Here is a 14,878-nt window from a genome sequence, read left to right on the forward strand (position 1 = left end):
ACCGGGACTCGAACTCCAAAGCTCAGATCAGCGCAAACGTTCGGCCCGCAGCCGGGTATCCCGCGGGCTCTCACCAAAGGTGCTGCGGTAAACAATGGAGAACCTGCCCGCATGGGCAAAACCCCATATCGCGCAGATTTCCCGGACGGATTGCTGGTTCGTCGGATCCCGCAACTGCTCGCGAGCGGCCTGCAGCCGGATCGTGCGGAGGTAACCGGCCGGCGACGTCCCCCGGAAAGCTTTGAAGCCCGTCTGCAGCGCGCGCAGGGAAACACCGACATCATCGGCAACCATCGTCATGGTGAGAGGTTCCGCGATATTGGCATGCATGTAGTCGATCGCCCGTCGGACATGCCAAGGTGCAATCAGCGACACTTTCTTTTTTTCCAGATGGTCTGAAAGACGGTGTCGGGCAAATCGGATCACCAGGTGAGCGAGGGTCTCGCTCATCGCCGCTGCGGCAAGGGGGGAAGATAGAAGCGGGCCGCTTTCGCGCATGCCCTGCACAACCGTCCGGGCCAGATTGCCGATGAGCTGCCCGGGCTGAGTGGAGAGATCCAGGACGGGCTCGAGGTCGAGCGACTCGGAGAGCGGCGTCTCCACCAGCGAAGAGAGCGCTCGCTTTACGACTTTCCAGTCCAGGAAGAGGACATCCGAGCGATGCGGGCCACCCTGGATCACGCGATCACCGGCCTCATGGTTATTGGCCATGAGAAGGTGTCCGGCCCCGCTTTCGACCGTTCTCTTGCCGACGGACAAGCGAAAGGAACCTGTATACGGCATGTAAAACGCAAGATGTTGCGGGCTTTCGTCGAGCGTTCGGATTGTCCAGGAACTCTGATATACGGAATGAAACATCGTGAATGCCTCAGTCCGTCTCAGATCTGCCGCCCAGGCAAAACTCCGGTCGTTACTCAGCGGCTGTCCGCCGAAAACCCCATAGCCTGTCGAAAAGGCCTGAACCATCGATTCGAAGTTCGCACCTTCATGCGTCGGCACAAAACCGTAACCCTCATGCTCAGGAGCGCGGGCCGTATTCTCAGGTCTCAATGATCTCATGCAACTCGATTCTTTTCCTTGCCACATGACATGTCATCTCGACTGGTATGACCAATCTCGATGAGGTAAGCAGGACCGGCGAAACCACGGATGACTTCCTTGCCCCGCAGAAGCAAAGCGTCCCCTTCACCTGCTTCACACTCACAGTGTAAATCAAAATGATCGGAAAATGAAGTACGTTCCTCTGGACCATGTCGCCCCTCATTTCCTGCAAGACACACAACCAACGCGGGTGGCTTCTCGCAATGAACGGGACGTCTTGCGGTTGATCTGGAAGTCACCCGGCATTGAGCGCTCCGACCTGACCGAGCCGCTCGATCTGACCCAGCAATCGCTGCACAGGATCGTCGGACGCCTTCACGAGCGAGGAATGCTCGTCTTTTCCCAGTCGGAGAACCGGCGCGCCGGACCGCCGAGTCCGGAGCTGACGCTCCGAAAGGATTGGTGTCTGACGCTCGGCATCTCCGTCAACGTCGGCTCCATCAGCCTTTGCCTCATGGGTTTCGGCGAGCCGTTGGAGAATATGGAAATTCCGCAGACCGGCTCCTCGCTATCCCTGGAGATGGACCGAATCGAAGCGGCGGTCGAAGACATTCTTGCCCGGCGTGGCGCCGGGCGGCGCGATGTTCTCGGCGTCGGCCTGGCGGTCGCCGGCCATCGCATGCTGGAGACGGCATTCAACTGTCCGCTGCCGCTCGCCCATTGGTCGCTGATCGATCTGGCGCCCGTACTTGGAGAGCGCCTTGGTCTGCCGGTCTGGGCTGACAATGTCGCCAGGACCGCTGCCTTGGCGGAAGCAATCTTCGGCGTCGGCCGTGATGTCGCCGATTTCGCCTATATCGCCCACCTTCATGGCTATGGCGGCGGCCTGGTTTGCGGAGGCATGCCATTTCGCGGCAGCTTCGGAAACGCCGGGGAATTCTCCGTTCTCTTCGGACGTCAGGATTACGACGACCGACCCGCCCTCAACCAACTGCTCGAACATCTTCGCACCAAGGGGCGGCTGGGGCTGACCCTGAAGGACCTGAAGAACGAAAATCTGGTGGATTGGGACGGCGTCGAGGAGTGGATCGACCGTGTCACGCCGGCCCACAATCGGGCCATCAACGCGATCTGCGCGATCTTCGACCCGGCCTTGATCGTGCTGGGCGGCGAGCTTCCGCATTCACTTGCAAGAATGCTGATCGAACGGACCGAATTCAATAATCTGCCTCGGCACGGCGCATTGCGCGACGTTCCGCGGCTTGCCGTGGCGCAGATCATCGATGCCCCCGGCGCCATCGGTGCGGCCTTGATCCCGCTCTTCGAAACCGTTTTGTGATTTTTCGCCCGCAGCAGGGTGCTGGTTGCGGGCATTGCCTCACACGACATTGAAGCGGCTCAGGCGATCGAGCCTGAACCGCTCCTGTCGAAAGCGGGAGGCCACAGCCCTACCCGCGCAATGGTGCGATGTCGAATCCGGCCCGAAGGCGATCTGCCTCGCCGGCGAGCGCTGCAGCTGCAACGCTCGGGAGGGTCTCCCGCCTCAACCCCTGGTCGGGGTTATGCGCCAGCTTCGCCTACTTCATCCCCGTTCCGGCAATGCCCGTCGTGATGTATTTCTGCAGGAACAGGAACACGACGGTGACAGGCAGCAGGCTGAGGAAGGTCATCGCCAGGATATAGTGCCACTGCACCGAAAACTCGCCCTGGAAGGCGTTGAGGCCCACCTGCAGCGTGAAATTCTCGCGGCTGTTGAGCACGATGAGCGGCCAGAGGAAGTCGTTCCAGCGCCAGAGCACGGAGAAGATCGCGAGAACCGCGAGGGCCGGCGCCGTCAGGGGCAGGATGATGCGCCAGAAGATGCAGAATTCGCTCGCCGCATCGACGCGCGCCGCCTCGATCAACTCGTCCGGTATCGTTAGCATATATTGCCGCAGCAGGAAGACGGCGGTCGGCGAGGCGATCGTCGGCAGGATGACGCCCCAGAGATTGTCGGCAAGCCCCACCCCGACGATGACGAGATAGGCAGGGACCATGACCACGGCGAGCGGGATCATCAGCGTCGAGATGATGATGACGAAAACCGTCGTGTCGCCGCGAAATTTGTATTTCGACAGGGCAAAGGCCGCCATGGCGTTGACAACAAGCGTCAAAAGCGTCGCAACGACGGTGACGAACACCGAGTTCTTGAGGAAGGTCAGGAAGTTGAAGCGCGTCAGCGGATCGGTGTAGTTCTCGGTGGCGACGGTCATGTGCTGCACCGGGGTGATCCCCTTCACGTCGACGCTGACCGGCTGTCCCGGATTGGCGGGATCGACCATCTGCGCCTTGAGGCCGATGCGCCGGACCATCGCCATTTCACGCGCCTGGCCGTCGATCGTCACCTGCCAGATGCTGAGCGGCTTGTCGAAGCCGGGCACGGTTTGCTCCACCGCGGCGCGCGGCAGCAGCGTCGGCGGAAAGCGGGTGATTTCGGCCGCCGGCTTCAGCGAGGAGAGACCAGCCCAGAGGACGGGAACGAGCACGGCGAGCGTGCCGCCGATCAGCCAAACCCACGACAGGATATCGGTGATGTCGATGCGTCCGGCCCGGCGCGTGCGCGTCATGAAGCGGATCGGGTTCATAGAGCTGTTCATCTCAGGACTCCATTCGCTTGCCGAGGCGCAGCTGTATGAGGGTGAGAACCAGAAGCACCAGCCCCATGAGAACCGATGCGGCCGAGGCAAGGCCGAAGAGGCGAAGATCGCTGCTGAAGGCCATCTGGTAGATATATTGGACGATGAAGCTGTTGGCCGTGCCCGGGCCGCCGCCATTCGTCAGAACCCAAGCTTCGTCAAAGATCTGCACGGACTTGATCATCAGAAGGATGAAGACGACGAGCAGGTTCGGCGCCAGCAGCGGCAGCGTGATCCTGAAGAGGGTGCGGCGCGGCGACGCGGCGTCGATGGAGGCTGCCTCGTAGAGCTCCTTCGGGATCGCCTGGAGACCGGCGAGCAGGATCAGGGTGTAAAAGCCCATGTGGAACCAGACCGAGACCACCACCACGAAGAACCGCGACCAGCCGACATCGAGCAGAAAGATCTCCGGGGGAACGCCGAGCATCTGGAAGAAGGCGTTCAGCAGTCCGTTGCGATCGAGGAACCATTTCCAGATCAGGCCGATGACGACGGGCGACAGCAGAACGGGGTAGAAGAACATCGCCCGGAAGAAGCCGCGCGCAAAGATCGCCCGGTTGAGGATCAGCGCCGTGATCAGCGCCACCAGCAAAGTGGCGGTGACGTTCAATGCGACGAACCAGAGCGTATTCCACACCGCCGTCCAGAACAGCGATTCCTGGCAGGTTCCCGGCTGCAGGTAATTGCCGCAGGAAAGCAGGGCGCGGAAGTTGTCGAAGCCGACGAAGGGCCGCTCCGAGACGAAAAGATTGGTGCCGCCGGTGAAGGCGTAACCGACCGCGATGGCGATCGGAAGGAATGTGAAGATGGCGAACAGAATAAGGTTCGGCGCCAGGAACAGCCAAGGCATGCGCTTGCGGCCGAAGAGGCGCTCGAACGCATTCATCGGCGCCTCGACCACCTTCATCGCCGTGTCGCCCGCCTGGGAGAACAATGCAGCAGCAGCCATGGTCAGCGCCTCCCCTGCCCCGATCGGCGGGCAAAAGCCAGGCCACTTTCGGGATCGAACAGATGAACGCGGGCCGGATCGGCATCGATCATGATCCGGTCGCCCTGAACAGGTGCGAAATGGCCGGCTTCATGGATGATGATCTGCTCCTCCTGCCCGGCAAGATTGCCGTAGACATAGGTCTCGGTGCCGAGGCCTTCGTGATATTGGACGACGAACGGCAGACCGCTCTCGCTGGAACGGGAGAAATGCGCGGGCCTTATGCCGGCCAGCACATCCTGCCCGACGGCGATGCCCTTGGGATCGACATCGCTGACGATCCTGCCGCCGCTGACGACATCGATGACGACACCGCTCTCGCCGATGGCGGCGACCTTGCCCTTGATGATGTTCATGCGCGGCGAGCCGAGGAAGCCGGCGACGAAGAGATTACGCGGGTGGTCGAAGAGTTCGAGCGGTGCGCCGACCTGCTCGACCCGCCCGGCGCGCAGCACGACGATCTTGTCGGCCATGGTCATCGCCTCGACCTGGTCGTGGGTGACATAGATCATCGTCGTCTTGATCTCGCGGTGGAGCTTGGTGATCTCCGCCCGGGTCTGGACGCGCAGCGCCGCGTCGAGGTTGGAAAGCGGCTCGTCGAACAGGAAAATGTCAGGCTCGCGCACGATCGCCCGGCCGATCGCCACGCGCTGGCGCTGGCCGCCGGAAAGCTGCTTCGGCCGCCGGTCGAGATAGGGTTCGATCGCCAGCATCCTGGCGGCTTCGGCGATCCGCGCCTCGATTTCGGCGCGCTTGAACTTCAGATTCTCCAGGCCGAAAGCGAGGTTCTTGCGGACGCTCATATGCGGATAGAGCGCGTAGGACTGGAAGACCATGGCGATCTTGCGCTCGGCCGGCGAAAGGGCGCTGACGTCCCGGCCGCCGATCGCGATTCCGCCCGACGTGACCTCTTCAAGGCCGGCGATGACGCGCAGCAGGGTCGACTTGCCGCATCCCGACGGGCCGACGAAGACGACGAACTCGCCGTCCTTGATATCGAGTTCGACGTCATGCAGCACTTTGACGGAGCCATACGACTTGTTGACGGTGGAAAGTTTCAGTTCTGCCATGCCCCACTCCCATCGGGTGCCGCCGTTTCGAAGACGACGTCGATTGCGTTCCAGCCTTGCGGCAGCGGTGTCGGCCTATTGATCCGCACCTCTTTCATTAAGATCCCGGCAACGCCGGCCACGTAGGCGGCCGGCATACCGCCGGGATAGTCCTGCAGGCCGATCACGCGGCCGTCCGCACCGCGGGTCCAGGCATTGGCCCGTCCGCCGCCATCGGCCTTCGGCGCGAGATCGGCATTGGTCGGACGCAGGTCGTAGCTCCGCCCGGTGCCGAGTTGCCCGGGCTGCTGATCGATGGCGATCCGGGCGAGCGACACATTGCGGATGCCTGCCGGCGCGGCCGCGATGATGGTGATCGCCCCTTCCATGCGGCCGGTCACGTCTTCGACGATGAGATTTTCGACGGCGCCCGCAGGCCGCTCGGCGATACGATCGACGACGTTGACGGTCAGCGCCTCGCCCGAACCCCAGAAACCATCCGGTGTTTCCACGCACTCTACGGCAATCCGGGAAAACCTCACATTCGATATTCGGCCGCCGTCGCGGGAGAAGATGCCGAGCGCCCTGTTGGAAGACGAAACGCTGCAGTCCTCGAATACGACATTGCTGACATCTCCATGCGTTTCCGTGCCGATCTTCAGCGCGCAGCTGAGGCTCTGAACAGCGCAGCGGCGCACAAGAATGTTCTCGCATCGCCCGATGGCCACACCGTCAGGCCCGATGCTGGTCTTCAGGCAGATGCCGTCGTCGGCCGTCGATATGCTGCAATCTTCGATGACGGCGCCGCGGCAGGCGTCGAGCACGATGCCATCGGTATTGGGAAGACGACGGTCGTTTTCGATCGTGACGTTGCGGACGGCAAGATCGGCGCAGCCGACGAAATGTAGCGTCCACATCGGCGAGCGGCTGATGGTGATGGAACTGATCTCGACCTCGTCGCAGCCTTCGAAGACGACGACGCGCGGACGGAATTCGGCCGGAATGAAGGTGCCGACGCTCTCGTCGTCTCCGATGATGAAGCTCTCGCAGCCGGCTTCGATGCGTCCCTCCCCCGTCAGGCCGATCCGCCGCGCATCCTTGGCGACGATCATGCCGCGATCGGATTTTTCGGCGATCACCGAAACGGTCGTATGCGCATAGGCCGCATAGTCGGGGATGGGACGCAGGATGGCGCCGGCCGCCAGGTGCAGATCGACGCCAGAGCGGAGCCGGAGCCCCTGGCAGAGGTGGATGCCAGCCAGGAGCTCCAGGCGTCCGCCGCCGGAAGCTGAAAGAGTGTCGATTGCCGTCTGCAGGCGATCGGTGTTGTCGCCGTCGAATGCCTCGATCGTGACGAGGGAGGTGGCACTCATTGGCGTCGGCCGCTCTCGATAAGGACTTCGGTCAGCAGCAGCATGGTCAGCGCCTGGCCATAAGGGGTCGGCAGGTTCGGAATGCGCCGGTAGAAGTCGAGGTCATGGCCCATCGGCGTGCCGTCCGAAACGCCGTGGACGACGCCCTCCTCGTCGATCTGGGCCAGCACGGCCTTCAGCGCGCGCTCTGCATGGACCTTGTCGCTCTCGCCGAGAATGCCGGCATCGATGGCGCGCAAAATGCCGTAGGCGATGCCCGCCGTGGCCGAGGTTTCCAGCGGCGAAGAGGGATCGTCGAGCAGCGTCGTGAACATGCCGTCCGGCCGCTGATATGCTTTCAGGGAACGCACCTGGCTGACGAGGACGTTCGACAGGAACCGCCGGTCCTTCTCGCCGAGCGTCGGCACGAGATCGAAGAGTTCGGGAATGGCGACGGTGATCCAGGCATTGCCGCGGGCCCAGAAGGCATTGGCGAAATTGTGCCGGCCGTTGAAGGTCCAGCCGTGATACCAGAGCCCGCTGACGGGATCGGAGAGATAGCGGGTGTGGATGACGAACTGGTAGACGGCCTCGTCGATCCAGTCGTTGCGCCTGCAGAGCACGCCGGCGCGCGCAAGGAACAGGCAGGCCATGAACAGCGTGTCGTCCCACAATTCGCCGTCGTTGAGGCGTTCCTTGACGACGTGCTGGAAGCCGCCCTCCTCCGTCTTCGGCAATTCCTTGACGAGCCATTCGGCCCAGTCCTCGACGAGGGCGCGAAAGTCCGGACGATCGACATGCTCGACAAGGATCGCGAGCGGCAGCATCGGCGCCGTGCTGTTGATCTGGCGCGGCGGCAGGCCGCGCTCGATCTGGCCGCTGTACCAGACGACGAGCTCCTGTAGCGCCTTCTGGTCATTGGTGGAGATTGCGCGTCGGAGAAAGCCGTAAAGGCCGACACCGACTTCCCAGTCCCACTCGTCGAACTGGATTCCGGAGGTGGCGCTTCCACTGACGAGACCTTCCTTGATGCCTCGGAGCCGGCTGAAAGCCGTTGCCACGCGATCAATCGTCGTCAGGAGGGCGGCGTTATCGACAGATGCTGTGTTCATGCTGGAGACCTATGTTTCAGGAATAGAAGGGTCCGTCAGTGCCGGCGCCGGAGGCAGCACTGTCGTGGGTGAGGATCGGGTGCGGCTGATCATGGGTGAACGGCCGGGGCTTGCCGCCGATGGAAAGGCCGTCGGCATAGGAAAGAGAGAGCGCCGCGCCACCCGGCGGCGTCAGCGTCAGCAGGCGGCGCGCAGGGTCGAAGGCAACCGTTGTCTGGCAAAGGCGTTCGAGGAAGGCCTTGAAGGCGTCGCCATTGCCGCATCCGACGATGGCCGCCCAGCCGCCGAGCGGCCCGTAGGAGCGCGCCTCGCGGCCGGCGGTCGGCCCATCGGCGATCAGTTCCAGGCCGTTAGACGCCCAGAGGGCTGCAAATCCCCTGCCCGACCGGGCGATCAGCCATTTGTCTTCGACGATGAGATCGTCGAGACCGTCGCGGCCGATATAGGCATGCGTCCATGCATGCCGCGCGTCGCTTGTGTCCTCGATCAGCAGGGCGATATCGCGATGCTGGGCAACCCGCGGCAGGATGCCGTTGCCGGCCCAGTAGGACGGCCTTTGATTGCCCCACGGATCGTCCTCGCCGGGATGATTGACCCATAGCCTCGCCATCGGATGGCCGGCCAGCTTGATGTCGAGGACGTGCTGCTGGTGCCCCTTCCGGCCGGTCTTGTGATCTACGACCGTCGAAAGGTGCGCCGCCTCGTTCTTGAAGAGCACGAGCTTTCCGCTCTCCAGCCCCTGGCTGTAGCGCGCCTCGACGCTTCTCCCCCGCGACAGCGAAGCCAGCTCGGCGAGATCGGCCGGCGGCTCATAATCGCCGGCGCAGAACATCGTCAGTGCCGCAACGCCGTTGTTGAGCCAGCCGGTGCCGAAGGCCACCTGGGCGAAGGGGGCAAGCTCGGTCAGCGGGCCGGCGCGCAGCTCCTTGTCGTAAGCGCGCCCCTGGGAGCCGGCCGGAACGCCGGCCAGTGTATGAAGGGCGATCATGCGGAAGATGAGGTCGATCTGACCGCGGGCGCGATCGGCAATCCCGCTCTCTGCCCAGCGCTCCAGCGCCAGGAGACCGATGAAATCGATCGGATAATAGGCGGCCGAATTCCACTCCGCCAGGCCATGCGCCTCGACGCTGTCGAACCAGCGCCCGAGCCGCTCGACGGCGAGTTCCGCCTGCTGCCGTCCCGTGCGCCCCGAGGCCGAAAAGATCGCGTCCGGCAAGAGAAGCCCGGCCAAAAGCTGGCTGGTATGAAAGCAGAGCACATGGTTCTCGCTCCAGAACCACATCGCGTCATTGCCAGGCTCGTCGACCCAGTAGCGGTAGGAGAGGACCGAACGGCGGATGCGTTCGACCGTCGCCTCCGGCATCCGGTCGCCATAGGCGCCGAGCAGCCACAGGAGCGGCACCATGATGAAATCGGAGCAATCCTCGCGCGCATCGATGGAGGCGAGCGTCGCGTCGACGATGCGGTCGAAGCTTTCCGGATCGAGATGGCCGGTTTCCATCATCGCGATCAGCCGCCCAGCGCGGTTGGCGCCGAAGCGGGCGCTATATTCCAGCGCCTGGCGCTTGCGGGCGGCAAGCGATGCCTCTGCCGGCAATGGCGAAAGGCTACTCATGAAGGCGGCATCGATGACGCGGGTGACCGAGCCTGGCCCGGAGCCGATCGTCATGTGGATGCCGTGATAACCATCCGCAATGCCGCAGACATCCTCCGCGATCAGCCGGCCCTGATGGGCACGCAGCGTTAGTTTCGAATGGACGAGAACGGGCCGCTCATGGCCATGGCCGACGACCTTGAGTTCGACCGGCAGGTCGCGCTCGGGCGCCGTGTCGAAGATGATCTCCAGCGGCTGGTTGACGAAGACGTCGCGCGCCGGGCGCACCCCACGCGAAAGCGCTTCCAGTTCGCGCACCTCGTCCTGATCGAGTGCTACCGGCAGCAGCACGCAGAGCGGTTCCTTGTCCAGCATTTCGAGCTCGAAGAACCACGTCGTATCGCGTTCGGCCAGATCTTCGGTATGGACGAGAATTTCGTTGTCGCCGGCGTCCAGCCGCAGCGCTATCTCGGTTGCGCTCTCGACGTTGCGCTTGAAGGGCTCGAAACGCACGGCTTCCTGCCCGTTGACCCAGATGCGGACACCGCCGCAGGTCTTGAGCGCGAGCTTGAGTGTGCGCGGGGCTTCCGTCCTGAACGTGCCCTTCAGCCATCGCTGCACATGGGTCGGCACATGCCAGAAGCTGGTAAACTCGACGCGGCGGTTCGAACCGGGAAGATAGAGGCTTTCGGTCGGCCAGGACGTGTCCGGCTCCAGCGCCCGCCCGACCATGCTGGACCAGAAGGCCTTGCGGCACGGCAGGTCGCCGACATCGACGAAACCGTTGATGAAACGATAGTTCACGCGATCTTCGGCCGGGGCCGGTTCGCCGGGAAAATAGCGCTCGATGAGGGCGGAAACGGCCCATGCCGTGATCGTCTGCCCCTCGGCCACGCCGTATGCTGGCGCCATGTCGTCCGGCTGCTTGATGCTTTCCGTTTTCACAGATCGCCTCCTCCGCAATCCTATGAAAATATTTTCATTAGGTGATTTTGGCGCGTTATTTCTGAAAATTGCTCAAAAACATCGCTATTCGCTTAGAAAATAGCTTGACGGGACGAATGTCAAGTATATGAAATTCACTTATCGATGGCTGATGCCGCGATTGATGAAAATGTTTTCATGGGAGGATGAAAATGAAAACCTATCTCTCAGGGGCTTTCGCACTGGCGCTGGCCACCGTTTCTTTCGCCTGGTCCAGCGTGGCCATGGCCGAAACCCAGACGATCACCTTTCTCTTCACCGACGACGACCAGGCTTACGTCGAGCGGATGGAAGCGCTGAGCAAGGAATTCGAGACCGCGCATCCCGACATCAAGGTGAACTTCGTCTCGTCGGGTTATGATGCCGTCGCCAAGCAGCTGCCGGTGCAGCTCGCCATCGGCGAAGGTCCCGACATCGCCAAGATCACCGACTGGCAGCTGGCGCCCTATTACCTCGACATGCGCCCGCTGATGAAAGATCCCGACGGCTTCGCCAAGCTGCACGGCGACAGCCTGAACACGCTTCGCTTCCCCGGCGTCAACGATCCGAATTCGATCAACGGCTATGTCGCGTCGCAGACCTTCAACCTGCCCTTCGTCAACAAGACGCTGTTCGAGCAGGCGAAAGAACCGCTTCCGAAGCCGACCGCCACGCTGAAGGACATCGTCGAAGCTTCCGCTCGCGTCGCCAAGGCGACCGGCGCCCAGATCCCCTTCACGATGGACCGCTCGGGCCACCGCTTCTCCGGCGCGGCCTTCTCCTACGGCTCGAATTACGTCAAGGACGGCAAGTTCTCGTTCCCGGACGATGCCGCCAAGCACTACATCACCGATCTCTACAACTGGACGAAGGACGGCTCCTTCCCGAAGGAAATGTGGGGGGCTGCCGGCGGAACCCAGTACAAGAACATGGGTGACGAGTTCGTCAACGGCAATGTCGTGACCTATCTCGCCGGCAACTGGATGGTCAATCCGTTCCAGAAGAAGATCGCCGACGCCTTCGACTGGACGGCGATCAGCGCGCCCTGCGGCGATGCCGGCTGCTATGCGATGCCGGGTGGCACCGCGATCGTCGGCTTCAAGCGCACCAAGCATCCTGAGGCTGTCGCCGCTTTCATCGAGTTCCTCGGCTCTGAAAAGATCCAGCGTGAAATCGCCGAAAACTACGTCATCCTGACCGGCGCCGACATCAAGGATCCGCAGTACAAGCTCGAGAGCCAGAATGCCAAGGATGCCATGGCCGTCTTCCTTTCGGCCCGCAACAGCGCGCCGAAGGCAGCCCGCGACCTCGAACGCCTCAAGGGCTCGTCCGCCATCTATCAGCTCATCGTCCAGCGGATGAGCCAGCTGATCGTCGGCGAACTTTCCCTTGAAGACACGTTCAAGGCGATGAGCGCGGACGTCGACAAGGTCAACGTGGCGCTCGCCGCCAACAAGTAACCGGCCGCGCCTGTCTCCCACAGATTGCGCGCTGCATCAGCCACGGCCTCGCAACAGGCCGTGGCTGATCGTTTTTGGCCGCCTCTTTCGATCAGCTAGCCGCCGCGGCAGATCGGCGCGGATAGGAGGGATGGTTCTTTGGTGTCGTGACACGGACTTCGCGAGCGGCTATAGGCGTGTCGGCCTGCGCGGCGCGCCGGCGTCAGGCTCAACTTACTGAAGCCGGCAAACCGGCGGCAGTCCAGCCCATTGAGGTGCATCTCCATGCCACTCGGCTCCGAGCATCCGCTGCGAAGGGAACTTCACAACGAGCTCCATGCGCGCCCGTCGCTTTATTTCGATGGCGACACCGATGTCTGGCACGTCGCCATCGTCGGCGAGAACGGCCCTCCCTCGCTGCCCGGTTCCCTGCCGGGATTGGAAGATGTGACCACGACCGGCGAGGGCAACCACGGCATCGGCCGCGTCGGCGACGGCCGGCTGAAATGGGAAGCCCATACCGAGTTTCTGACCCTCACCTTCGTCGTGCCGGCATCGGCCGAACCCGGCAGCAACCCGCCGGAAGCCTTTCGAGCCTGCTGCAGCCAGATTGGCGGCAAGGTCATCGCGGCCGTGCGCGTGCTGGTGCGCGACGAAAAGGACGGGCGCATCCTGGAAAAACCCAAGCTCGACTATGTCGCTTCGCGGGTCGGCGGCGGCGACGCCGAGGTGCATTCGAACTTTCGACTGACCGACAGCGGCTTCCTCGAGTTCCTGTTCTTCAACCGCAACCTCAACGCCTATCGCACCGGCCGCATGGTCCGGCGTTTCCTGGAAATCGAGACATATCGGATGATGGCGCTGCTGGCGTTGCCGATGGCGCGCGAGACCGTGTCGAAGCTTTCCGCCTTCGACCAGCGCCTCGATCTCCTGATCGTCCATATGCAGAGCGCCGTCAAAGTCGACAAGGCGCTGTTATCGGAGGTGACGAGGCTCTCCTCCGATGTGCTCAACTTCTCCGCACTTGCCCGCCACCGCTTCGGCGCGACGAAAGCCTATGCCGAGATCGTGGCGAGCAGGCTGTCGGAGCTTCGAGAAGAGCGGGTCGAACAAAGGCAGAGGCTGGGTACGTTCATCGACCGGCGCTTCCAACCGGCTGTCCGCTCGGTCTATGCGGCAGAACGGCGCCTCGACGAACTGGCCGAACGCGTCAGCCTGGCCGGAGACCTGCTCAGGACCACCGTGCAGGTTCAGCTCGAAGATCAGAACGCCTCATTGCTGACCTCGATGGAAGAGCGGGCGCGCATCCAGGTGCATATCCAGCAGGCGGTCGAAGGCTTTTCGGTCATCGCCATCACCTATTATACTATTGGCCTGGCGAAGATCAGCCTCGAAAGCATCTCTGCCTTGGGTGTCGACCCTCATGTGACGAAACTCGCCGTTCTCGGCGCCATCCCACTCGTGCTCTTCGCCGTCTGGACCGCGGTTCGCCATGTCCGCAGAAGCATCGCCGGCACGCCGCACGCTCCGACATCCGGAAGCCACTGACGCGACGTCAACCGCTTGCGCCTGTGCCCCCTGCCGCCGCTTCTTGTGCGAAAGCACCTTCATGACAGGATGCATCCTCCCAGTCCTGAAGATTTCGATGTCGCCCCCAGCGCATGCTGTGATCGCATCCGTGAACCTTACAAACTTCGAACGCTTGCTGCTATGAGGTCCCGCAACCAAATCGCTCCGGGGTCTTCGTGGACGCGCCTGTGCCACACCATCCGGTAGCCGAATTCGCGTAATTCCAGCGGTGGCTCGACAAGTGTCAGGTCTCTGCCGGCTGCGAGCGTGGATGCTACCCGGCTCGGCAGCACGACGATAAGGTCGGACGCCGCGCAGACGAACGCGGCGGTAGCGAAATAAGGGAGCCTGAGAGCGATACGCCGCTCCAGGCCTTGCCTGGCAAGCACCTCATCCACATGGCTCCTGGGCAGGCCCGGAACGCTCACAAGTGCGTGCGGGTAGGCGAGAAACTCCTCGGGGGTCAAACTCCGCTGCGATCCGTTCTCGCGCCCGGCAAGCAGCGGGTGGCGTGTGCTCATCAAGCAGATCAGTCTTTCTTCAAACAGCGAGCGGGTCATCAGCCCCTCCGGGACCGGATGATCGGTATAGAGGATAAGGTCGATATGTCCGCTTCCGAGCTGCACGAACGTGTCGTTTGTGAACGGCACGATCTCGATGACCGCATTCGGCGCCTCCTGAGCGAACATGGACATCAGGCTGGGAAGCATGATGATCGCGGCGTGATCCGTCATGGCAATGCGAAACAGGCGCTGCGTGGTTCCGGGATCGAACGCAGATGGCGCAACGAAGCTCTCTAACTGATTGAGCAAGCTCGCGAGCGGATCAATCAGGCTTTCGGCCCGAGCCGTCGGCGTCATTCCGGACTTTCCTTTCAGCAGAATCTTGTCACCGAGCAGCATGCGAAGCCTTGCCAGTGCACGGCTTACGGCCGGCTGGCTCATATTGAGCCGCCTGGCGGTGAGGGTCACGCTGCGTGTTTCCAGCAGCAGACGCAGCACGACAAGGTGGTTCAGGTCGACATTACGAAAATCCGTTTTCTGCATAACGCTAATGCGTATCATTCATTAGACGCAAAATATAGCACCCGCTACGC

General features: G+C 62.4%; 11 protein-coding genes. 3 read left to right on the forward strand and 8 right to left on the reverse strand.

Features of this window, described 5'->3' with window-relative positions; all coding sequences use genetic code 11:
* Positions 1-27 precede the first annotated feature (27 nt).
* The gene (locus tag CO671_RS22290) at positions 28-1,059 is read right to left on the reverse strand and encodes a helix-turn-helix domain-containing protein (protein ID WP_097607766.1); all 1,032 of its coding nucleotides are present in this window, start codon (positions 1,057-1,059) and stop codon (positions 28-30) included.
* 169 nt (positions 1,060-1,228) lie between these two features.
* Here CO671_RS22290 and CO671_RS22295 point away from each other — a divergent pair, with 169 nt between their 5' ends.
* Positions 1,229-2,380 (forward strand): ROK family transcriptional regulator, encoded by a 1,152-nt coding sequence (locus tag CO671_RS22295; RefSeq protein ID WP_097607767.1) that lies wholly within the window; start codon positions 1,229-1,231, stop codon positions 2,378-2,380.
* A gap of 238 nt (positions 2,381-2,618) precedes the next feature.
* On the opposite strand, the gene CO671_RS22300 is transcribed toward CO671_RS22295, so the two are convergent.
* The 6 genes from CO671_RS22300 to CO671_RS22325 are packed head-to-tail and all read right to left on the reverse strand — an operon-like array spanning position 2,619 to position 10,756.
* Positions 2,619-3,665 carry a carbohydrate ABC transporter permease gene (locus CO671_RS22300; protein WP_170965030.1) on the reverse strand — a complete coding sequence of 349 codons (1,047 nt, stop codon included), beginning with the start codon at positions 3,663-3,665 and terminating at the stop codon, positions 2,619-2,621.
* A gap of 13 nt (positions 3,666-3,678) precedes the next feature.
* Positions 3,679-4,665 (reverse strand): sugar ABC transporter permease, encoded by a 987-nt coding sequence (locus CO671_RS22305; protein ID WP_097607769.1) that lies wholly within the window; start codon positions 4,663-4,665, stop codon positions 3,679-3,681.
* Between the two features lie 2 nt (positions 4,666-4,667).
* Positions 4,668-5,774, reverse strand: coding sequence for a sn-glycerol-3-phosphate ABC transporter ATP-binding protein UgpC (gene ugpC / locus CO671_RS22310; RefSeq protein WP_097607770.1), 1,107 nt, complete (start codon positions 5,772-5,774; stop codon positions 4,668-4,670).
* Positions 5,762-7,126, reverse strand: a complete 1,365-nt coding sequence (locus CO671_RS22315) for a glycoside hydrolase family 28 protein (RefSeq protein ID WP_097607771.1) — start codon at positions 7,124-7,126, stop codon at positions 5,762-5,764. The genes ugpC and CO671_RS22315 overlap by 13 nt, the downstream gene beginning before the upstream one ends.
* The gene (locus tag CO671_RS22320; protein WP_097607772.1) at positions 7,123-8,217 is read right to left on the reverse strand and encodes a glycoside hydrolase family 88 protein; all 1,095 of its coding nucleotides are present in this window, start codon (positions 8,215-8,217) and stop codon (positions 7,123-7,125) included. Before CO671_RS22320 ends, CO671_RS22315 begins: the two co-directional genes overlap by 4 nt.
* A gap of 16 nt (positions 8,218-8,233) precedes the next feature.
* Positions 8,234-10,756: a hypothetical protein gene (locus CO671_RS22325; RefSeq protein ID WP_097607773.1), complete on the reverse strand. Its 2,523-nt coding sequence runs from the start codon at positions 10,754-10,756 to the stop codon at positions 8,234-8,236.
* Positions 10,757-10,947: 191 nt separating this feature from the next.
* Between CO671_RS22325 and CO671_RS22330 the strand changes: the two genes are divergently transcribed.
* Both CO671_RS22330 and CO671_RS22335 read left to right on the forward strand, forming a co-directional pair.
* On the forward strand, positions 10,948-12,234 hold the full coding sequence (locus CO671_RS22330) for an ABC transporter substrate-binding protein (RefSeq protein WP_097607774.1): 1,287 nt from the start codon (positions 10,948-10,950) through the stop codon (positions 12,232-12,234).
* Positions 12,235-12,498: 264 nt separating this feature from the next.
* On the forward strand, positions 12,499-13,761 hold the full coding sequence (locus CO671_RS22335; protein WP_097607775.1) for a DUF3422 domain-containing protein: 1,263 nt from the start codon (positions 12,499-12,501) through the stop codon (positions 13,759-13,761).
* A 137-nt stretch (positions 13,762-13,898) separates the two neighbouring features.
* On the opposite strand, the gene CO671_RS22340 is transcribed toward CO671_RS22335, so the two are convergent.
* Positions 13,899-14,828 (reverse strand): LysR family transcriptional regulator, encoded by a 930-nt coding sequence (locus tag CO671_RS22340; protein WP_170965029.1) that lies wholly within the window; start codon positions 14,826-14,828, stop codon positions 13,899-13,901.
* Between the last annotated feature and the right edge of the window lie 50 nt (positions 14,829-14,878).

Source organism: Rhizobium sp. M10 (assembly GCF_002531955.1).
GTDB lineage: Bacteria > Pseudomonadota > Alphaproteobacteria > Rhizobiales > Rhizobiaceae > Rhizobium > Rhizobium etli_C.